Origin of the sequence: Acinetobacter sp. NIOH-H-8 (assembly GCF_046635365.1) — a bacterium.
GTDB lineage: Bacteria > Pseudomonadota > Gammaproteobacteria > Pseudomonadales > Moraxellaceae > Acinetobacter.
Map to the genome: position 1 here is coordinate 265968 of NZ_JBHDVN010000001.1, position 19279 is coordinate 285246.

General features: G+C 43.4%; 19 protein-coding genes and 1 pseudogene. 13 read left to right on the forward strand and 7 right to left on the reverse strand.

Going from position 1 to position 19279, the window contains the following annotated elements:
* Nucleotides 1–4: 4 nt before the first annotated feature.
* Nucleotides 5–316 carry a 50S ribosomal protein L21 gene (gene rplU / locus ACEWB7_RS01310; RefSeq protein WP_214002000.1) on the reverse strand — a complete coding sequence of 104 codons (312 nt, stop codon included), beginning with the start codon at nucleotides 314–316 and terminating at the stop codon, nucleotides 5–7.
* 445 nt (nucleotides 317–761) lie between these two features.
* Between rplU and sdsA the strand changes: the two genes are divergently transcribed.
* The 8 genes from sdsA (at nucleotide 762) to ACEWB7_RS01350 (ending at nucleotide 11454) form a co-directional block, all read left to right on the forward strand.
* A complete protein-coding gene (sdsA, locus tag ACEWB7_RS01315; RefSeq protein ID WP_004784900.1) occupies nucleotides 762–1739 on the forward strand; it encodes an All-trans-nonaprenyl-diphosphate synthase in 978 nt (325 codons plus the stop codon).
* Nucleotides 1740–1754: 15 nt separating this feature from the next.
* The gene (locus ACEWB7_RS01320; RefSeq protein WP_214001999.1) at nucleotides 1755–3797 is read left to right on the forward strand and encodes a site-specific recombinase; all 2043 of its coding nucleotides are present in this window, start codon (nucleotides 1755–1757) and stop codon (nucleotides 3795–3797) included.
* A gap of 159 nt (nucleotides 3798–3956) precedes the next feature.
* The gene (locus tag ACEWB7_RS01325) at nucleotides 3957–4559 is read left to right on the forward strand and encodes a phosphatase PAP2 family protein (RefSeq protein WP_411580347.1); all 603 of its coding nucleotides are present in this window, start codon (nucleotides 3957–3959) and stop codon (nucleotides 4557–4559) included.
* A gap of 35 nt (nucleotides 4560–4594) precedes the next feature.
* Nucleotides 4595–5863, forward strand: coding sequence for an efflux RND transporter periplasmic adaptor subunit (locus ACEWB7_RS01330; RefSeq protein WP_214001997.1), 1269 nt, complete (start codon nucleotides 4595–4597; stop codon nucleotides 5861–5863).
* 13 nt (nucleotides 5864–5876) lie between these two features.
* Nucleotides 5877–9047: an efflux RND transporter permease subunit gene (locus tag ACEWB7_RS01335; RefSeq protein ID WP_411580348.1), complete on the forward strand. Its 3171-nt coding sequence runs from the start codon at nucleotides 5877–5879 to the stop codon at nucleotides 9045–9047.
* Between the two features lie 5 nt (nucleotides 9048–9052).
* Nucleotides 9053–10519 (forward strand): multidrug efflux RND transporter AdeIJK outer membrane channel subunit AdeK, encoded by a 1467-nt coding sequence (adeK, locus tag ACEWB7_RS01340; protein ID WP_005236902.1) that lies wholly within the window; start codon nucleotides 9053–9055, stop codon nucleotides 10517–10519.
* A gap of 137 nt (nucleotides 10520–10656) precedes the next feature.
* Nucleotides 10657–11046, forward strand: a complete 390-nt coding sequence (locus ACEWB7_RS01345) for a hypothetical protein (RefSeq protein WP_312317606.1) — start codon at nucleotides 10657–10659, stop codon at nucleotides 11044–11046.
* 63 nt (nucleotides 11047–11109) lie between these two features.
* Nucleotides 11110–11454: an RsiV family protein gene (locus ACEWB7_RS01350; RefSeq protein ID WP_312309919.1), complete on the forward strand. Its 345-nt coding sequence runs from the start codon at nucleotides 11110–11112 to the stop codon at nucleotides 11452–11454.
* A 35-nt stretch (nucleotides 11455–11489) separates the two neighbouring features.
* On the opposite strand, the gene ACEWB7_RS01355 is transcribed toward ACEWB7_RS01350, so the two are convergent.
* On the reverse strand, nucleotides 11490–12518 hold the full coding sequence (locus ACEWB7_RS01355) for a transposase (RefSeq protein WP_411580357.1): 1029 nt from the start codon (nucleotides 12516–12518) through the stop codon (nucleotides 11490–11492).
* A 99-nt stretch (nucleotides 12519–12617) separates the two neighbouring features.
* Here ACEWB7_RS01355 and ACEWB7_RS01360 point away from each other — a divergent pair, with 99 nt between their 5' ends.
* Both ACEWB7_RS01360 and ACEWB7_RS01365 read left to right on the forward strand, forming a co-directional pair.
* Nucleotides 12618–12974 (forward strand): YbjQ family protein, encoded by a 357-nt coding sequence (locus ACEWB7_RS01360; protein WP_175968006.1) that lies wholly within the window; start codon nucleotides 12618–12620, stop codon nucleotides 12972–12974.
* Between the two features lie 3 nt (nucleotides 12975–12977).
* Nucleotides 12978–13415, forward strand: coding sequence for a YbjQ family protein (locus ACEWB7_RS01365; RefSeq protein WP_159123399.1), 438 nt, complete (start codon nucleotides 12978–12980; stop codon nucleotides 13413–13415).
* On the opposite strand, the gene def is transcribed toward ACEWB7_RS01365, so the two are convergent.
* Complete coding sequence (gene def, locus ACEWB7_RS01370; RefSeq protein ID WP_312309920.1) at nucleotides 13416–13904, reverse strand: peptide deformylase; 489 nt, start codon at nucleotides 13902–13904, stop codon at nucleotides 13416–13418.
* Nucleotides 13905–14221: 317 nt separating this feature from the next.
* Between def and ACEWB7_RS01375 the strand changes: the two genes are divergently transcribed.
* Nucleotides 14222–15499 carry an MFS transporter gene (locus ACEWB7_RS01375; protein WP_179992624.1) on the forward strand — a complete coding sequence of 426 codons (1278 nt, stop codon included), beginning with the start codon at nucleotides 14222–14224 and terminating at the stop codon, nucleotides 15497–15499.
* Between the two features lie 53 nt (nucleotides 15500–15552).
* On the opposite strand, the gene ACEWB7_RS01380 is transcribed toward ACEWB7_RS01375, so the two are convergent.
* Both ACEWB7_RS01380 and ACEWB7_RS01385 read right to left on the reverse strand, forming a co-directional pair.
* Complete coding sequence (locus ACEWB7_RS01380; protein WP_159123396.1) at nucleotides 15553–16050, reverse strand: DUF2505 family protein; 498 nt, start codon at nucleotides 16048–16050, stop codon at nucleotides 15553–15555.
* A 138-nt stretch (nucleotides 16051–16188) separates the two neighbouring features.
* Nucleotides 16189–16461: a hypothetical protein gene (locus tag ACEWB7_RS01385; protein ID WP_004784921.1), complete on the reverse strand. Its 273-nt coding sequence runs from the start codon at nucleotides 16459–16461 to the stop codon at nucleotides 16189–16191.
* Between the two features lie 157 nt (nucleotides 16462–16618).
* On the opposite strand from ACEWB7_RS01385, the gene ACEWB7_RS01390 reads away from it, so the two are divergent.
* A complete protein-coding gene (locus ACEWB7_RS01390) occupies nucleotides 16619–17500 on the forward strand; it encodes an alpha/beta fold hydrolase (protein WP_312309923.1) in 882 nt (293 codons plus the stop codon).
* Nucleotides 17501–17534: 34 nt separating this feature from the next.
* Here ACEWB7_RS01390 and ACEWB7_RS01395 read toward each other — a convergent pair whose 3' ends face one another.
* On the reverse strand, nucleotides 17535–18020 hold the full coding sequence (locus ACEWB7_RS01395; RefSeq protein ID WP_312309927.1) for a hypothetical protein: 486 nt from the start codon (nucleotides 18018–18020) through the stop codon (nucleotides 17535–17537).
* 392 nt (nucleotides 18021–18412) lie between these two features.
* Between ACEWB7_RS01395 and ACEWB7_RS01400 the strand changes: the two genes are divergently transcribed.
* Complete coding sequence (locus tag ACEWB7_RS01400) at nucleotides 18413–18859, forward strand: GNAT family N-acetyltransferase (RefSeq protein ID WP_180002160.1); 447 nt, start codon at nucleotides 18413–18415, stop codon at nucleotides 18857–18859.
* A gap of 13 nt (nucleotides 18860–18872) precedes the next feature.
* Here the strand turns inward: ACEWB7_RS01400 and ACEWB7_RS01405 are convergent.
* A pseudogene (locus tag ACEWB7_RS01405) lies at nucleotides 18873–19154 on the reverse strand (diguanylate cyclase domain-containing protein); the annotation flags it as partial.
* Between the last annotated feature and the right edge of the window lie 125 nt (nucleotides 19155–19279).

The following is a 19279-nucleotide window of genomic DNA, read 5'->3' on the forward strand; positions in this document are numbered from 1 at the left end:
GTAATTAGCCTGAGATACCAGTAATTTTCAACTCAGTGAACCATTGACGGTGACCTTGTTGTTTACGGTAGTGCTTACGACGACGCATTTTGATGATGCGGATTTTGTCGTGACGACCATGGCTAACTACTTCTGCAGTTACTTTAGCGCCAGCTACAACTGGAGCACCGATTTGAATGCTATCACTGTTTACAAGCATAAGTACGTCATCAAACGTAATTGTTGAACCAGTTTCAGCTTTCAATAATTCAACTTTAAGGGTTTCACCCTCAACTACACGGTGCTGTTTACCACCGCTTTGGATTACTGCGTACATAATGTACTCCAAACATGCCCGTGTCGACGTGCCGATAAAGGAATATATCGATCTTAAAACGCGCGCCACTGGGGGTTATACAAGGGCAAAGATTTTAAGGGATATTATAAGAAACAACAAGCCATTTTAAGGAAATAATCATGAACTCCATTATAAAGCCTATAAATCATTAAATTATTCATTCAAAATCAAAGATTAATATTGGATATAATGGCCAAAAAAAGGATACTCAATTCCGAGTTTTCCGGCTGCCTGAGAATGTTTAGAAAAAAACTTTAGCGGAAAGATATTGTTCATTTTTTAAATGTCAAAATTTAGGCTAAACTCAAAGAAGTGCTATAAAAAGCTGATTTTTAGTGGAGTTTGTGCTTTTCTTAGCTTTCACTCATGTTATAAATTGTTAAACTACCCGCTGCGATTTACCAAACTAGAGGTTTTCTTTCACATGGCCATCGACTTTAAGCAAGATATTCTCGCTCCTGTTGCTAACGACTTTGCTGCGATGGACACATTCATTAACGAAGGAATTACCTCAAAAGTAGCGCTGGTGATGGCGGTCAGCAAGCATGTGGTTGAAGCTGGCGGCAAGCGTATGCGCCCAATTATGTGCCTGTTGGCAGCAAAAGCCTGTGGTGCCGTGGAACTGGAACAGCATCGCAAACTGGCAGCCATTATCGAAATGTTGCATACGGCAACTCTAGTTCATGATGATGTCGTCGATGAGTCAGGTTTGCGTCGTGGCCGTCCAACTGCCAATGCCACCTGGAACAATCAGACAGCTGTGCTAGTGGGTGACTTCCTGATTTCGCGTGCCTTTGATTTACTGGTCGACCTTAACAATATGACCCTGCTCAAAGACTTCTCTACGGGTACCTGCGAAATTGCCGAAGGCGAAGTTCTGCAACTACAGTCGCAACATCAGCCAGAAACCTCAGAAGAAACTTATTTAAGTATTATTCATGGCAAGACTTCTCGCCTGTTTGAGTTGGCGACCGAAGGTGCCGCTATTCTTTCCGACAAGACTGAATTCCGCGAACCATTACGTAAATTCGCTGGTCACTTCGGTAATGCCTTCCAGATTATTGATGACATTCTGGACTATACATCTGATGCTGAAACCCTAGGTAAAAACATCGGTGATGACCTGATGGAAGGTAAACCTACCCTGCCATTGATTGCTGCCATGAAGAATACAACTGGGGAATCGCATGAAATTATCCGTCGCAGTATTGCAACGGGCGGAACAGATCATTTGGCAGAAGTCATCAAGATTGTAAATGATTCTGGCGCCTTGGATTATTGCCGCCAGCGTGCAACCGAAGAAACAGAAATTGCAATTCAAGCCTTGAATGCACTACCCGATTCAGAGTATCGTCAGGCCCTCGTTAATCTGGCCAAACTGGCTCTTCACCGGATTCAATAGCCGCTTATCTCGCCTATGCATATTAATTTTCTTGATATTTTTCAAAGCATGCAGCATCAGCTTGAACAACCACAAGCGGTGCTGGATGAGAATCTGCTCATCCAACTTGTAGAACGTATACGCCCAGAAGACAGCAGAAATACAGAAGAAATCGAAACAAAATTTAATGCCTTTATCCGGGCTTTACTGCTCACTCCCAATGCAGTCTTAACCTTACAAAGTTTCACTTTAAGAATTATCAACCGCTATAAACAAGCCAGTCTGTTTTCCGATACCGGGATTCTTTCTCTGGATGGTTTCTGGAACCAGCTGAATCAGCGGATCGGGGCGCATATCCTGCCGGTGATTCCAGATCATTTAAAGCTTCAGGAATTGTTCCGCAAGATTTTCTATTTGCGTACCGATAAATACTGGCTGGATTATTTTGATGAAGCGGATTGGCAGCGACTTTTTGCTGTTGTAAATCAGGGTCATTCCAATCAGGTAGAAAAAACCCGAATCAAAGATCAGATCATTAAAGCACTAACGATTCTGTCCTACCGGGTGAGTGGGATCGGCCTGCATCCTGAATTTATTAATGCCCAGCCTGAGCTCATGGAATATGAATCACCTTTTCTGGTGCAAAACCGTGAGATTATTGAATTTATCCAGGAATATAAAAAACGCTATAACACTGTAGAACTGGTAGATGCGATTACGCCGCCAGATGCTTCTCAAGCTCTGGTCATGCTGGAGCAGTGTCACGATGTTGTCGCCAAAATTCGCCGCTCTACCAAACGGATTGGGGTCAGTGTCAGCCTGACCTATATGCTGGCCTTGCTGGAACAGTGTCTGGAACGGATTGAAATCCTGTTGAATATGGTGCTGGATGACGATGATCTGCGTTATCAGTCCATTGGTCTGTTTATCGCAGATATTACCGAAGCGATTTATAGCGAACGCAGTGTGCGTGCCTTACTGACTACCAATAGTGAACTCCTGGCTTTACAGGTAACTGAAAATGCCAGTAAGACTGGTGAACATTACGTAAGTACCGACAAGCAAGGCTTTTTGGCCATGTACAAATCGGCAGCCGGTGCAGGTATCATCATTGCCTTTATGGCCTCGCTGAAAGTCTTGATGGCGCGTGTCACCATGGCACCTTTAATGCAAGCCTTTAGCTATAGCATGAACTATTCGCTCGGTTTTATGCTCATTCATGTGCTGCATTTTACCGTTGCAACCAAACAGCCGGCCATGACCGCAGCTGCACTCGCTTCTACCGTACAACAGCGTAAGGGTTCAAAAACCGCCCAGATTGCTGAACTGGCTGCACTGATTGTGAATATCATTCGGACCCAGTTTGTCGCGATTCTTGGGAATATTTCAATCGCAATTCCGGTTGCAGCACTGATTGCCCTGATGTGGGAATTTGCCCTACATGAGCCATTAATGACACATGCCAAAGCAGCCAAAACCTTATATGACCTGAATCCATTTACTTCTTTAGCGATTCCTCATGCAGCAGTGGCTGGAGTATGTTTATTCCTGTCAGGCCTATTAGCCGGTTATTTCGATAATATGGCAGTGTATCGGAAGGTCGGTCCTCGTCTAAGAGCTCATGTGCGCCTGTCACAACTGATGGGACAAGAACGTTTGCATCGATTTGCTGACTATATTGAGCGTAATTTAGGGGCACTGGCGGGTAATTTTATTTTTGGGATCATGCTGGGCAGTATGGGGACCATCGGTTTCATTCTCGGCTTGCCTTTAGATATTCGTCATATTGCCTTTGCATCTGCCAACTTTATCCAAGGACTGATCAATATTAATGGTCCAGATATTGGACTCATTATCATCTCTTTCCTGGGTGTTCTGCTGATTGGTCTGACTAACCTTTTTGTAAGTTTCAGCCTGACCATTATTGTGGCATTACGCGCACGACGGGTGCGTTTCGAACAATGGAAACCGCTCGCTAAACTGGTCATGACCCACTTTCTTACTCGCCCAAGTGAGTTTTTCTGGCCGCCGAAGCAAACCATTGAAATTGACGAAAATCATACATCCACAAAACTGTAAAATTGCGAGAATATTTGGGCGTTTAGGTACAAAATCCCATAAATAAAAAATGGAATTTGCATAAAATACGCACTCTTGAAAAAAAGTGTACTGACAAGTACACTTTAGCGCAGACAGTTAACCGGCTGAATAACGGTTAAAAGGACAAGGATTTTTGGCATGCATTACTTGTTACTTATTGTCGGAATTTTATTTTTAATTTTCAGTGTGTTATTTCTTGATATTGCAACTTTAAGCCAGTTAGATGTGCTTGCAATAGAATGGATTAGCGGCTATCGCACAGAATTTTTAAATCAAATTAATCAGTCCTTATCAGTGATAGGTGGCATGCCATTTGTATTATTTTTATCCACACTATGGTGTATTTTTCTACTGTGGTATAAAAAGTATGCAAGCGTAATTTTTATATGTATCGGAATTATCGGAGGAATTCTCCTAGGCTGGCTTTTAAAATTCAGTATTGCCCGACCTCGACCAGCAGAGTCTTTTCATCTGGTTGAAAGCTATGGAAGCTCCTTCCCGAGTGCTCATAGCGTCTATGCAGCCTGTCTCGGCTGTCTGGCAATGTTCATATATCGGCAACATCCCCGACATACCATCATCTGGATGGGTGCAGGTGCATGGATGCTGATTATGGGTGTTTCAAGAGTTTATCTAGGCGTACATTTTCCTTCAGATGTCATATCCGGCTGGAGTATAAGTTTTATTTGGATTTCGTTGTGGTATATGGTCTGGATCAGATATTGCACGGCTCACAAATAAAAAAATTTAGATAAGAATCCAATTGAGGTGGAACAATGATGTCTGCAAAGCTTTGGGCTCCCGCCCTGACTGCTTGCGCATTAGCAACAAGTCTTGCACTTGTTGGTTGTAGCAAAGATCCTAAAGAGGGCCAGCAAGCTGGTGCTCAGCAGCAAATGCCACCGACTGAAGTCGGTATTCTTGTTGCACAGCCACAAAGTGTCGAGCAGTCTGTAGAGCTCTCAGGTCGTACAACAGCATTTGAGATTTCTGAAGTACGTCCACAGGCTAGTGGTGTGGTGCTTAAACGCTTATTCACTGAAGGTAGCTATGTCCGTGAAGGTCAGGCGCTTTATGAAATCGATTCAAGCACTAACCGTACTACTGTTGATAATGCTCGTGCTGCGATTGCCCGTGCTGAAGCGAATTTAGGTGTATTGCGTGTTAAAGAAGGTCGTTACCGTCAACTGGTCGGTACCAATGCCATTTCTAAACAGGAATACGATGACATCGCAGCACAGGTCAAACTGGCTGAAGCTGATTTGAATGCGAACCGTGCAACTTTACGTAATGCTGAAATCAACCTGGGCTATTCAACCGTACGTGCACCGATTTCTGGTCAAACCAACCGTTCTTCGATTACGGCGGGTGCGTTAGTGACTGCAAATCAGACAGAACCACTGGTTACGATTCAGCGTCTAGATCCAATCTATGTAGATATCAACCAGTCAAGTGCTGAACTGCTACGCCTGCGTCAACAGCTAAGCAAAGGCAACCTCAACAGCTCAAACAACACCAAAGTGAAGTTAAAGCTTGAAGATGGCAGCATCTACCCTGTCGAAGGCCGTCTTGCATTCTCGGATGCCAGCGTGAACCCTGAAACAGGTACTGTGACTTTACGTGCAGTATTCCCGAACAAAAACCATTTACTTCTGCCAGGTATGTTTGCCACAGCACAAATCGTGCAAGGCGAAATTCCAAATGCTTTCCTGATTCCACAAGCGGCGTTAACCCGTACGCCTACTGGTCAGGCCATGGCGATGCTGGTGGGTGCTGACAATAAAGTAACTCCACGTCCAGTAACGACAGTCGGTACTCAAGGTAGTAACTGGATCGTAACCGAAGGTCTAAATTCGGGTGATAAAGTGATTGTTGATGGTATTGCCAAGGTAAAACCTGAACAGCAAGTGGTGCCTAAACCTTATCAACCTCAAGCAGCTGCCCCACAAGGTGCTGCTCCTGCTGCGCAACAACCTGCAGCAGATGCAAAAAAGGCAGATGATGCAAAGAAACAACCTGAACAAAAACCTGCTGCAAATGCATAAGGAGTAATGGTTCATGGCTAAATTCTTTATCCATCGCCCGATTTTTGCATGGGTGATTGCATTGGTAATTATGCTGGCGGGTATTTTAACCATCAGCAAAATGCCAATTGCTCAGTATCCGACGATCGCGCCACCAACAGTCACCATTTCTGCGACTTATCCGGGTGCATCTGCAGCGACTGTAGAAAATACAGTAACGCAGATCATCGAGCAGCAGATGAACGGTCTGGATGGCTTGCGTTATATTTCCTCGAACAGTGCCGGTAACGGTCAGGCATCCATCGCCTTAAACTTTGAACAAGGTGTCGATCCTGATATTGCACAGGTTCAAGTACAAAACAAATTACAGTCAGCGACTGCACTTTTACCGGATGATGTACAACGTCAAGGTGTACGTGTGACCAAATCTGGTGCCAGCTTCCTTCAGGTATTAGCTTTCTATTCTCCTGATGGCAGCCTGACTGCAGATGACATTAAAGACTATGTAAACTCAAACATTTCTGAACCTTTAAGCCGTGTGGCCGGGGTTGGTGAAGTTCAGGTCTTTGGTGGTTCTTATGCAATGCGTATCTGGCTGGATCCAGCCAAAATGGCTAGTCTGCAAGTGACTCCAAGTGATGTGGCTCAGGCAATCCGTACCCAGAACGCTCAGGTGGCTGTCGGTCAATTAGGTGGTGCGCCACAAATTGAAGGGCAGGTACTGAATGCGACAGTGAATGCGCAAAGCCTGCTGCAAACACCTGAACAGTTCGAAAACATCTTCCTGAAAAATACCACTTCAGGTGCTCAAGTCCGTCTGGGCGATGTCGCACGTGTAGAACTTGGTGCAGACAACTACCAGTTTGATTCTAAATTTAATGGTAAACCGGCTGGCGGTGTTGCGATTAAACTTGCAACCGGTGCCAATGCACTGGATACCGCTGAAGCAGTTGAAGAACGTTTAAAACAGTTACGTCCTAACTATCCTCAAGGGATGGTGGATACACTGGCATTTGATACCACACCATTCATTCAGTTATCGATTGAATCGGTGGTTCATACTCTCATTGAAGCAGTCATTCTGGTCTTCATCGTAATGTTCCTGTTCTTGCAGAACTGGCGTGCAACGATTATTCCAACCATGGCCGTTCCAGTGGTTGTATTAGGTACTTTTGCAATCATTAATATCTTCGGCTTCTCGATCAACACCTTGACCATGTTTGCGATGGTACTGGCGATTGGTCTGCTGGTCGATGATGCGATCGTTGTGGTTGAAAACGTTGAACGTGTCATGGCTGAAGAGCATCTTGATCCTGTGTCGGCGACTGAAAAGTCGATGAAACAGATCTCTGGTGCGCTGATCGGTATTACCTCTGTACTGTCTGCAGTATTCGTACCAATGGCATTCTTTGGTGGTTCTACAGGGGTTATCTATCGCCAGTTCTCAATCACGCTGGTCACAGCAATGGTACTGTCGCTGGTGGTGGCCTTAACCTTTACCCCTGCCCTGTGTGCGACCATTCTGAAACAGCATGATCCGAACAAGCCGCAAAGTAACAATCCGGCTGCACGTTTCTTCCGCTGGTTTAACCATAGCTTTGACCGTGTTTCTGTGAAATATCAGGGCGGCGTCAATCGTATGACACACCACAAGATTTTCTCCGGTATCATCTATGCGGTGGTGATCGGGATTATTGTGCTGATCTTCCAGAAACTGCCTTCTTCATTCTTACCTGATGAAGACCAAGGTGTCGTGATGACACTAGTACAGTTGCCACCAAATGCAACCCTGGAACGTACCGATAAAGTCATCAACACCATGACTGGCTACTTCCTGGAGAATGAGAAAGATCATGTTCAATCTGTCTTCAGTGTGGCTGGTTTCTCATTCACAGGTGTAGGTCAAAACGCTGGTCTGGCATTTATCAAGCTAAAAGACTGGTCTGAACGTACCACACCAGAATCACAGGTCGGTGCAATTATCCAGCGTGGTATGGCACTGAACATGATTGTGAAAGATGCGTCTTACATCATGCCGCTACAATTGCCAGCAATGCCTGAACTGGGTGTGTCTGCCGGCTTTAACATGCAGTTAAAAGCAGCAAGTGGTCAAAGCCATGAGCAACTTTTAGCAGCGCGTAATACTGTTCTGGGTCTGGCTGCACAAGACAAACGTCTTGCAGGTGTTCGTCCAAATGGTCAGGAAGATAACCCGCAGTACCGTGTGATTGTCGATCATGCACAAGCCGGTGCTTTAGGTGTCAGCATTTCTGAAATTAACAGCACCATGAGCATGGCGTGGGGTGGTTCGTACATTAACGACTTCCTTGACCGTGGTCGTGTGAAAAAAGTGTACGTTCAGGGTGAAGCCAGCTCTCGTATGATGCCGGAAGACCTGAACCAGTGGTATGTTCGTAACAACCGTGGCGAAATGGTTCCGTTCTCGGCATTCGCAACCGGCGAATGGACCTATGGTTCGCCTCGTCTGGAACGCTATAACGGCGTATCTGCGATGAACATTCAGGGTACACCAGCACCGGGTGTGAGCTCAGGTGATGCAATGCGCGCAATGGAAGAAATCATTGCCAAGCTTCCTGAAATGGGCATGCAAGGTTTCGACTATGAATGGACTGGTCTGTCTCTGGAAGAACGTGAGTCTGGCGCACAAGCACCCTTCTTGTACGCGCTTTCACTGTTGATCGTGTTCCTGTGTCTGGCTGCATTGTATGAAAGCTGGTCAATTCCATTCTCGGTTCTTTTGGTTGTACCACTAGGTATCGTGGGTGCATTACTATTGACCTTTGGCGGTATGATTCTGTTTAAAGACCCGAACCTGTCGAATAACATCTACTTCCAGGTAGCGATTATCGCCGTAATTGGTCTTTCTGCGAAAAATGCAATCTTGATTGTGGAATTCGCCAAAGAGCTGCAGGAACAAGGCGAAGAGTTGTTTGATGCAACCTTGCATGCGGCAAAAATGCGTTTACGTCCAATTATCATGACCACCCTTGCCTTCGGTTTTGGTGTACTTCCACTAGCACTTGCTTCAGGTGCCGGTGCGGGTAGCCAGCACTCTGTCGGTTACGGTGTCCTCGGTGGTGTAATCAGTTCGACGCTTTTAGGTATCTTCTTTATTCCTGTATTCTACGTGTGGATTCGAAGTATCTTTAAATACAAACCAAAACAACAAAATCAGGAGTACTAGTCGTAATGCAAAATATATGGTCTATTACAGGTCGTAGCATTGCGGTATCTGCCCTCGCGCTTGCTTTGACTGCATGTCAAAGCATGCGTGGCCCAGAGCCCGTTGCAGAGGCAAATATCCCAAGCAGTTATACCAATGCTTCAGGTACTTCTGTAGCAGAACAGGGTTATAAAGAATTCTTTGCTGACCAGCGCCTGTTACAGGTACTGGACTTGGCATTGACCAATAACCGTGATTTGCGTACTGCCGCATTAAACATTCAGCGTGCCCAACAGGCTTATCAGATTTCTGAAAATGACCGTCTGCCAACCATTGGTGCGAGCGGCAGCGTGTTACGTCAGGATACTGGCAGTAACAACCCGCAAAGCCGTGGCGCTGTGACGACTTATAATGTCGGTCTAGGCGTAACTGCATTTGAGCTAGATTTCTGGGGTCGTGTGCGTAGCTTGCGTGACAATGCTTTAGATACTTATCTGGCGACTCAAAGTGCGCGTGATGCGACTCAGATTTCCCTGATCGGTCAGGTAGCCCAAGCATGGCTCAGTTACTCATTTGCCAATGCCAATCTGGCACTGGCTGAGCAAACACTGAAAGCCCAGCTTGAATCCTATAACCTAAACAAGAAACGTTTTGATGTGGGGATCGATAGCGAACTTCCAGTACGTCAGGCACAGATTTCTGTTGAAACTGCACGTAATGATGTTGCCAACTATCGCACCCAGGTGGCTCAGGCACAAAACCTGCTAAATCTACTTGTAGGTCAACCCGTACCGGCCAACCTGTTACCGGCACAACGTGTTACCCGCATTACCTCTAATGCGGCCCTAGGTGCAGGCTTACCAAGTGACCTGCTGATTAACCGTCCGGATGTACGTGCAGCTGAATACCGTCTGTCTGCGGCAGGTGCCAATATTGGGGCTGCCCGTGCACGTCTGTACCCAACCATCAGTCTGACGGGTTCTGCAGGTTTTGCATCTGCGGATCTGGGTGATCTGTTCAAATCTGGCAGTTTTGCGTGGTCTGTAGGCCCAAGTCTGGATATTCCAATTTTCGATTGGGGTACACGTCAGGCCAATATTCGTATTTCTGAAACAGATCAGCAAATTGCGCTGTCAGATTATGAAAAATCCATTCAAACTGCATTCCGTGAAGTGAATGATGCCCTGGCGGTACGTCAGAATATTGGTGACCGTATTGCTGCTCAACGCCGTCTGGTTGATGCGACCAACACGACTTACCGCCTGTCTCTAGCACGTTTCCGTGCCGGTATTGACAGCTATCTGACTGTACTGGATGCACAACGTGCTTCATATGCAGCAGAACAAGGTTTGTTATTACTTGAACAGGCGAATCTGAACAGCCAGGTTGAGCTGTACAAGAGTCTTGGTGGTGGTTTGAAAGTTAACACTTCAGACACCGTACCGTATCGCCCGTCTGTGACCGAACAGCGTCGTGCCGAACAGGCAAAATAAGCTTAATCTCTTTTTCAGAAAAGCTCACTTCGGTGGGCTTTTTTTATACGTTGGTCCAATAGCCGATATATTTTATTGAATCAAGAAATCTGTATACTCAATTGGATGAGACTTAACACTTTATAAAATGTAAATCGATGAAAAAAATATTGTTATCTGCCTTGGTAAGTTCAATTTTCTTAACCGCATGCCAACAAAAAAATACAGTAGATTCAAAACCTGAACCAACAGCGGAAACCGTCGCTGAAAAAGAAAGCTTACCGTTGATTAAGGCTAAAACTGAACGTGTACAGCTCAGTAAAAATGAAGTATGCCATCCAGCCAGTGAGGATGAGTTTGCCAGTTGCACTAAATATCATCTGCAAACAGTGAAAACGAATGTAAATTGGTTAAACCAATATTTTTTGGAGCGTTTACAAAAAGACCATGCTGAAGCTTTCGACAAATCACCTGCTGTAGAGGTCACTCTTGATCCTGAAATACCATCAACCAACTACAGTACCACTGCTGTACGTTATATCGGTTAGCATTACAATATCGCAAACTTTACATACTTTTCCGAATATTACCCAGCAGGCGCTGCACATGGTATGCATCATAGTGACTACGTTATTTTTGATCTCAATACCAAGCAGCGTTTAAGCCTGAATGATATTTTGGCACCTGCAAGCAAAGAAAAACTCAAAACTGAACTTTACGAACATAATCGTGAGTGGCTTGAACAACATCATATTGAGCAAAATGCATTTGAAGTAAGTGATAATTTCTATTTCAATGCCAATGGAATTGTATTTGTCTATCCATTGTATGAATTGGCTTCTTATGCAGAAGGTATTACTGAACTTGAACTTCCCTATTGGTCAGCTCAAGGGGTGATCCAAACAAAGTATTTACCCCAGCTGCCTGAGTCATCTGAAGAAATTTATAATGACTAAACTATCTATTTTAAGTGTATAGGACTTACGCACTATTATTTATAGATTCTCTGTGGTAGCAGATGATTTTTATCGAGAATAAAGTTATCAATGAAGTTTTTGATAATTGGTCTAAATAATTTCTTCTGCCAACGATATATATTTTCAAAGATCCGCTCAAACTGGTTCTTTTGTATCTCAACGTAGGCCATCAAGGCTGAAAAAATATGATTTAAAATCAGTTTAGATCGTCTTACTTGAAACTTTTCAATATGACAAACCTGTTTAATCACCCGGTGATATTGCTCTATTTTCCAATGACTTGAATGTAATTCATGAAAACCTTCAAAGGACAATAAATCATCTTCATCTTGATGCACAATATAAAACCTCTGCTGTTCTTTTAACTGAGTCTTAAATAATTGTACAAAGCCAAAATCTTTGAGCCAGACCACTTGACCCTGATGGAAATCTGGCAATAAACGCAGTTGAAACCATTGTCCTTTGTCTGGGGAAACCTTACGGTTACAGTCGATACCAAACATAAATCGAATACCATATTTTCTTATGGTTTTTAGATTTCCAGTCGATGAATACCAACTATCACCTGTAATAAATTGAATCTTTGCACCCCAATTGAGTACTTCACTTAACATATCCATAAAGTAATCATTCTTGGTTTTACTTTCAGATTTGTCATAAATTCGGAAATTAATTGGAATATTTTGACCATTTTGATCTGTCGCATACAAGGTAATGAGATTAATACCCTTGACGGATCGGTGGTGTTTGCCTGACCAAAAATAGCTAACCAAGTCCATATGTTGACTATATGGTTTATCTAAAACAGTATCATCAATACTGACTATAAGTTTATTATTATCAATATGTTGAATTGATTCTTGATATAGGTCGTGAGGTGTATAGTCTTCACGCTCTAGAAAACGATTTACACTATCATGCGAGATATTATAAGTCTCGGCAAGTTGTGTGCAGCTAATAGAGTTCGGTTCTGTCATGAGAAAGCCCATATAAATGGGTAATGTACAAGTTGCTGTAGAAGCATGTTTAATTCGTCTGATCACAGATACTTTATAAAGCATTTTAATACTTTTTTGAATCCGTCAATGCGTAAGTCCTAGTGTAATAATAATCAAAGTATTTTTTCTAATTTAGGGATATGAATGTTACTCAGCAATCTGGAATCTGTACCGGGACATACTATTCGCCAGCAAATCGATGTGGTCTATGGCAGTACTGTGCGCAGTAAGCATGTTGGACGTGATTTTCTGGCCGGTCTAAAAAATATTGTCGGTGGTGAGTTGACCGCTTATACCGAATTACTGGAAGAATCCCGTCAGGAAGCTATGAACCGGATGATTGAAAAAGCCCGCAGTATGGGTGCCAATGCGATTGTGGGTATTCGTTTTTCTACCTCAAATATTGCCCAAGGTGCTTCTGAACTGTTTGTGTATGGCACTGCAGTCATCGTTGATCCGGTCATACCTAAACTACCTGATCCATTTCCACAGGCGAACTAATGCATGGACGGATTGATTATACAGATTGTCATTTTTGCCATTCTGTTCAGCGTGGGTTTCGGTTTTGGTCGCTATAACGAGCGCAAGCATCTGCAATATCTGGATGAGCAGGAACAGCGTTTAGCTTATATCCGGGTCAATAATAGCCGTTTTAACGAATCTACATTCCCCGGCCATATGATCAGCAGCAATGTGGTCATTTCACATGATTACTTTAAATATGCGATTGCCAATGTGCAAAACATGTTAGGTGGCCGTTTAACCAGTTATGAGAGTGTCGTTGAACGGGCACGACGTGAAGCTATAGTACGGTTAAAACTGGAAGCAGAAAAAATGGGCGCTGACCAGATTATGGGAATCCGCCTCAGTACGACTGAACTTGGCATGCAAGGCGGTATGGTTGAAGTCTTTGCTTATGGCACTGCAATTCAGACCAAGTAATTATGCTTCTGCAAGCTTCTCTACAAATAGAATTCCATTCAGGTGGTCAATTTCGTGCTGTACAATTCGTGCCGGAAAGCCTTTGAACACTTGAACCATTTCATTTCCCTCTAACGTAAAATAACGCACCTCAACCTCTTCTGCTCGAGCTACCCTCCCTCTTTGCTCGGGCACACTTAAACAGCCTTCCTCACCCAAGACTTGCGTATTAGAAGCACTGATAATCTCCGGATTGATCATAGTCACGGCTTCCATATACGGCGCATCTGGATAACGTAAATTCGGCCGTGACGCGACAATAATAATGCGTTTAGACACATAAACTTGCGGTGCTGCAATCCCCACGCCCTGACGTTGTTGCATGGTCTCCATCAAGGCGCTGTTAAATTGCCGCAACCAGTCACTGTCAAATTCAGCCTGTGTGACCGGACTGGCAATTAGGGTTAAAATGGCCTCACCTTGCTGTGCCACCGCCAAGGTATTTGTCATCGCGCTATCCTGTATTTTTTTCATTTAACTCTATCTTAGAGAGAAAATTACAGAATGAACATCATACTAAAATGAATAAATATCCTTAAAAAAGATAAGCTGGGTTTTAAGTAATATGTCGAAATCCAGCTTATGGTTGCCTTAAAGACTTCACCTGAAAGGAAAATAATTAATCAAAACATTCCAAATAATTTTATTCATTTAAATTTTAATAACTTTTAGTTTAGATTAAACAAAGAAAGATTGATTATTCAAGAAAATAACCCTTCTTTAAAATCAGCAATCAAGTCATGGATATTAAATAATGGAACGACCACATGAATGCACAACCCTATCTGAGCCGTGCTGATAAACGCACCCTCGGACTATCGTCCCTAGGTGGCGCACTGGAATTCTATGATTTTGTCATTTATGTGTTCTACGCCAAACTAATTTCCGAACTGTTCTTTCCAAGTACCCTGAGTCCATTTTGGGCCATGCTGAATACCTATGGCATCTTTGCCGCAGGCTATTTCTTCCGCCCACTCGGTGGTGTGGTGATGGCACATTTTGGGGATCTGATCGGTCGTAAACGTCTATTCAGTCTATCCATCTTGCTGATGGCGCTACCGACCCTCATGATCGGGATCATGCCAACCTTTGAAAGTATTGGTTATGCTGCACCATTACTGCTGCTATTGATGCGTGTTATTCAAGGTATTGCGATTGGCGGTGAAATTCCGGCTGCCTGGACCTTTGTGTCAGAGCATGTGCCAGAACGCCGAATTGGGATTGCCAATGGTTTGCTGACTGCCGGCCTATCGCTCGGGATTCTACTTGGTGCCCTAATGTCGCTATTTATTTCACTTCAGTTCACTGAAGCGGAAATCAAAGACTGGGCTTGGCGCGTTCCTTTCATTCTGGGTGGGATTTTCGGTTTTGTGGCACTGTACCTGCGCAGTTATTTGAAAGAAACTCCAGTCTTTAAAGCCATGCAGGCGAAAAAAGAACTGGCGAAAGAATTACCAGTCAAACAGGTACTATTAAGCCACAAAACTGCTGTAGGCATTGGGATGTTATTTACCTGGTTCCTGACCGGCTGTGTAGTAGTGTTAATTCTGGCGATGCCGAATTTACTGGTGGCCAGTTTTGGCTTCGAACGTGCTGATGCATTCAAGATGCAAAGTGCTGCAATCCTAATGCAAATGCTCGGCTGCATTATCGCTGGTGTACTGGCTGACCGTTTCGGTGCAGGCAAGGTCATTTTACTTGGCTCTATTTTTGTCGCGGCAATGGCCGGGATTTTTTATCACAGTCTGGGTCATGTTGAAGCGTCAACGGTGTTCATGCTTTACATGTTGCTCGGTCTAAGCTCAGGAACCGTGGGCATGGTGTCCTATAGCATGGTGAAAATGTTCCCGGCACAAATCCGTTTCAGCGGAATTTCATTTTCCTATAATCTGGCCTATGCGATTGCAGGTGGAATCACCTTGCCACTGGTACAATGGTTGAGCCTATATAGCAATATTGGTGCCCTGTACTATATCTGGACCGTTTGTCTAGTGACGCTATTTACTGCCCTGCTTTACCGCAGCAAATTTGAAAAAACAGCCTAAAATAAAAAAGAGCCTGACTCAAAGGCTCTTTTTCTAATCGTAAAAATACGAGCTTAAGCTGTCAGATTCTTGCGTAGCTCATCTTCCACGATGCTGATCTCGATTTCACTGAACTTACGGATTTCACCTTCGGCATGTTTTTCCAGCATGCCACCGACCAAAGGCACTTTCACATTCACCGTCCAGTTTAACTGGAACTGGATCTGCTGTTCATCACCTGTAACGGCACGCTGACATTTGGCTTCAATTGGCAGATTGGCACCTAGTTCCACAACAGAAGTCATTTCTTCTAAATTGCTGACATCGGTACGTTGCAAGCGAAATGCATCTTTTAGCAGTTTTTTGGCAATATCTGGGATTTTGACATCCAGATTGTAGGCACGTTTCAGGGTATACAGGTGTCCCTGCTTTTCTGAAACCAGAATTTCCATATTTTGAGCAGGGATCCGATGACAAACCGCTTCATGCAAACTGATGTCATTTGCCAGACGTTTAAACTCATCAATCGAAACACCGCGAATAATTGCATTTACGGTAAACTGGTGGGCCATATCTATTTTCCTTATTTTTATTAGGGGTTATGGACTCAAATTAAGTCAAATGAATCATCTGACAGAGAAGATAAGCTATTTAAGTCAATTTTACATCGGCTGTCATTATTTTTTTATTGAGAAAAATTGGCATTGAGGTCAATGTTTCCAGGCAATTTTTGCAGATATACAGGGTCCACAGCTGAGTAAAAGCTGAACTTCACGATACTCAATGACCGCATGAAATTCTTCTGCCCCATCATCTAGGCCGGAAGCATACCAGACCGTACCCGCAGGAAATTTCTTTAACCAGCTGGCCTTATAAAAATCAGAAACGGAATCAAACTGTAAATAGTGTTCCGGTTCAGCTTCAACCTGAGTCGCTAAAGCCATAAATTTCTGTAATTGTGCCTGATGAAAATCAATCAGCATGAGGCAGCCCTTCCTTTTGTATGAGGCGATTACATGCCATATAGGTAAGCATAGATGTCATTTACGACTCGTGAGTTTTGACATCATGGCTTAGATCAGATTAAAAATAATATAGATTCACCTCCCCTGATTCAATCCACGTATAAGGATATCCAGTATGCAACAAGGAAAAGTTCAGGTTGAAACCGTGCAGTTTCTGGCAGAAGATGGCTATACCTTAACCGGCAAGCTTTACCGCAGTGAATATGCCAAAGCCAATATTGTCATCGCCTGTGCGACAGGTGTTCCCCAAGCTTTTTACCGGCGCTTTGCCGATTATGCAGCACATGCAGGTTTTCAGGTACTGACTTTTGATTATCGCGGGGTGGCTGATTCTGCACCTAAACGGTTAAAGAATTTTAAGATGTCCTATCTGGACTGGGGACAATATGATCTCAGCGCTGCGATTGATTATCTCAGCCAAACCGGTCTGGATATTTATATGATTGGCCATTCCTATGGCGGACAGGCTTTGGGATTAAGCAAATATCATGATCGTATTGAAGCAATGTACTGCTTTGGCACTGGTGCTGGCTGGCATGGTTATATGCCTTTAACTGAAAGAATCAAGGTTCAGGTAATCTGGAATATTGTTTTTCCACCGATGGTGGCAGTGACAGGCTATTTGCCATGGAGCCGTTTAAATATGGGCGCTGACTTGCCACGTGATGTTTATCGTCAGTGGCGAAAATGGTGTAAAAATCCGACCTATTTCTTTGCCGATCCTGAATTGAAAGACCTGCATACCCATTATGCCGCGGTAAAAACACCTATTTATGCCGTAGCCGCGCTTGATGATGCCTGGGCCTTACCTGAATCCAGACAGGCTTTTATGCAACATTATCGTCAGGCTCCGTTGCATTATATCAATATTCAGGCAGCTGATTATGGAATCAAGCATATGGGACATATGGGCTATTTCCGTCAGGGCGCAGAACAGCTCTGGGATGAAGTGCTCGCCAAGTTCAGCGAATTGCATCAACTCAAATATGCAGCTTGATCTCAGTCTCTAGAGTATTTAAGCATTTAGCTACTTAAGCATAACGTGCCTGTTGAACATTGGTTCGGATTTCCTGACGGTGTTCCTCGCCGAAACGGTCGACATGGGCATAAAATACTCCATAACGGCCGACATAATACTCCAGTGACTGGTCATAAAAATTCCAAAAAATTGACCATTCGCCTAAATCCATCTGACGGATTTGTGTACCGGTATGCATCGGCATCTTACGGAGCAGTTCCTGCTGTAACTGCTCTGCTTCATTGCGGTCCTGAATCTGAACCTGATGCTGGAAAAATAATTGCGCCACGTCATCAAACAGTTCCAGCTCATAGGCATCGACCACGTGCAAGGTTTCCTGAGACTCAGGTTGACTCTCTTCAGTACTGCTGGAAATCGGACCCTTTTTTTCGACACGTTTACTCTTTACATAGCGCTGGGTTTTATAGATTTTCATGCCGATAAACCACATCGCATAAAGTATCAGGGCTAGACATGAAAAAATCAGGAATTTAAGAATCATTGATCATCTCGTGTGGTTAATTTTATTTTTATCACGGTCTGCCAATTCTTGATTTGGCGATCTTCTTTCAACTTAACACAAGTCTATTTTTTGTACAGCAAACATGAGGGGTTTTTTTTAGATCTTTTCGGATTTTTTCTTCGGTTGAGTCTTATTTCCCAGTATTTAATTTGAAATGAAAATCTAGAATCTTGTTAAAAATTAGAATTAAACCAGAAGGCCAATATTGATCAAGATAAATAAATCAGACAAATCACTACAGAATCGATCATCAACTCTGGATTCTTTAGCAAATGCACTCAAAAAGCTACATGATTGGTATTTGTTTTTTTGAGCATTTTCCTTCAAATAAAAGGTCCCTCTTTATGGTCGAGTAAATGAATAAAATTATGATTCGTGAAGGGAAGATTCAAGATATACCTCAAATAATTCAGGTCATCCACGACAGTATTCAATCCTGTATTTTGGATCATCAACGTGAAGACAGCGTGATCCAGCGCTGGCTGGAACAGTTTAATCATGCCCAGTTGATTGTGGAAATGCTTTATAACGACTGTTGGGTGTATATTTTGAATGATCAGATTGTCGGCTTTTTGCTGGTCAGTGACACTGGAGAAATCCTGATGCACTATGTGGCTGCACGTTTCCAGCGACTCGGCTTTGGCACCCAGCTTTTTGATCAGATGCACAAATCCTTAGTGCGTAAAAATATCCATAAAATTAAAGTCCAATCGACTCAAACGGCTTTAAGTTATTATCAAAAAAATGGATTTTTCTCACCGAATCCTCAATCGGAAAATGAAGAAAATTATCATTTATATAAATACGCTTTTTAAAATTAAAACTTTTTTATGTCATTTTAAGTTGATCTCGCCCTGCCTGCTTAGCCGCATATAACTGTACATCTGCCGCTTTCATCAGTGCATGAATATCTGGATATGGATGTGTTTGATCCATCCAGGAAATGCCCATACTGACCGTGACATAGGATTTATCATCTGTGCGATTTAAATGTTCAAATTGCTGTTCGCGAATCTTGATTAAGACTTTTTCCAGAGATTGAAATGCTGCCTGGACAGGTACATCAGTAAGTAGAATCGCAAATTCTTCTCCACCATAACGGGCTAAATATAGCTAAATACTAAATAAATCATTACAGTAATCTTTAAACAATTTATCAATATCTTTAACTCTAAATTTATTGCGAATCATTTTTACTCGTGACCACATTTTTTCTATAGGATTTAAGTCCGGGC

Excerpts from the sequence above, each read along its gene's own strand:
- ACEWB7_RS01335 (WP_411580348.1), top strand. The coding sequence starts at position 5,877 with ATGGCTAAATTCTTTATCCATCGCCCGATTTTTGCATGGGTGATTGCA.
- rplU (WP_214002000.1), bottom strand. The coding sequence starts at position 316 with ATGTACGCAGTAATCCAAAGCGGTGGTAAACAGCACCGTGTAGTTGAG.
- ACEWB7_RS01365 (WP_159123399.1), top strand. The coding sequence starts at position 12,978 with ATGGACGGATTGATTATACAGATTGTCATTTTTGCCATTCTGTTCAGC.
- ACEWB7_RS01345 (WP_312317606.1), top strand. The coding sequence starts at position 10,657 with ATGAAAAAAATATTGTTATCTGCCTTGGTAAGTTCAATTTTCTTAACC.
- ACEWB7_RS01375 (WP_179992624.1), top strand. The coding sequence starts at position 14,222 with ATGAATGCACAACCCTATCTGAGCCGTGCTGATAAACGCACCCTCGGA.
- ACEWB7_RS01390 (WP_312309923.1), top strand. The coding sequence starts at position 16,619 with ATGCAACAAGGAAAAGTTCAGGTTGAAACCGTGCAGTTTCTGGCAGAA.
- sdsA (WP_004784900.1), top strand. The coding sequence starts at position 762 with ATGGCCATCGACTTTAAGCAAGATATTCTCGCTCCTGTTGCTAACGAC.
- adeK (WP_005236902.1), top strand. The coding sequence starts at position 9,053 with ATGCAAAATATATGGTCTATTACAGGTCGTAGCATTGCGGTATCTGCC.
- ACEWB7_RS01385 (WP_004784921.1), bottom strand. The coding sequence starts at position 16,461 with ATGCTGATTGATTTTCATCAGGCACAATTACAGAAATTTATGGCTTTA.
- ACEWB7_RS01350 (WP_312309919.1), top strand. The coding sequence starts at position 11,110 with ATGCATCATAGTGACTACGTTATTTTTGATCTCAATACCAAGCAGCGT.
- ACEWB7_RS01330 (WP_214001997.1), top strand. The coding sequence starts at position 4,595 with ATGATGTCTGCAAAGCTTTGGGCTCCCGCCCTGACTGCTTGCGCATTA.
- def (WP_312309920.1), bottom strand. The coding sequence starts at position 13,904 with ATGACAAATACCTTGGCGGTGGCACAGCAAGGTGAGGCCATTTTAACC.
- ACEWB7_RS01400 (WP_180002160.1), top strand. The coding sequence starts at position 18,413 with ATGATTCGTGAAGGGAAGATTCAAGATATACCTCAAATAATTCAGGTC.
- ACEWB7_RS01380 (WP_159123396.1), bottom strand. The coding sequence starts at position 16,050 with ATGGCCCACCAGTTTACCGTAAATGCAATTATTCGCGGTGTTTCGATT.
- ACEWB7_RS01320 (WP_214001999.1), top strand. The coding sequence starts at position 1,755 with ATGCATATTAATTTTCTTGATATTTTTCAAAGCATGCAGCATCAGCTT.
- ACEWB7_RS01325 (WP_411580347.1), top strand. The coding sequence starts at position 3,957 with ATGCATTACTTGTTACTTATTGTCGGAATTTTATTTTTAATTTTCAGT.
- ACEWB7_RS01360 (WP_175968006.1), top strand. The coding sequence starts at position 12,618 with ATGTTACTCAGCAATCTGGAATCTGTACCGGGACATACTATTCGCCAG.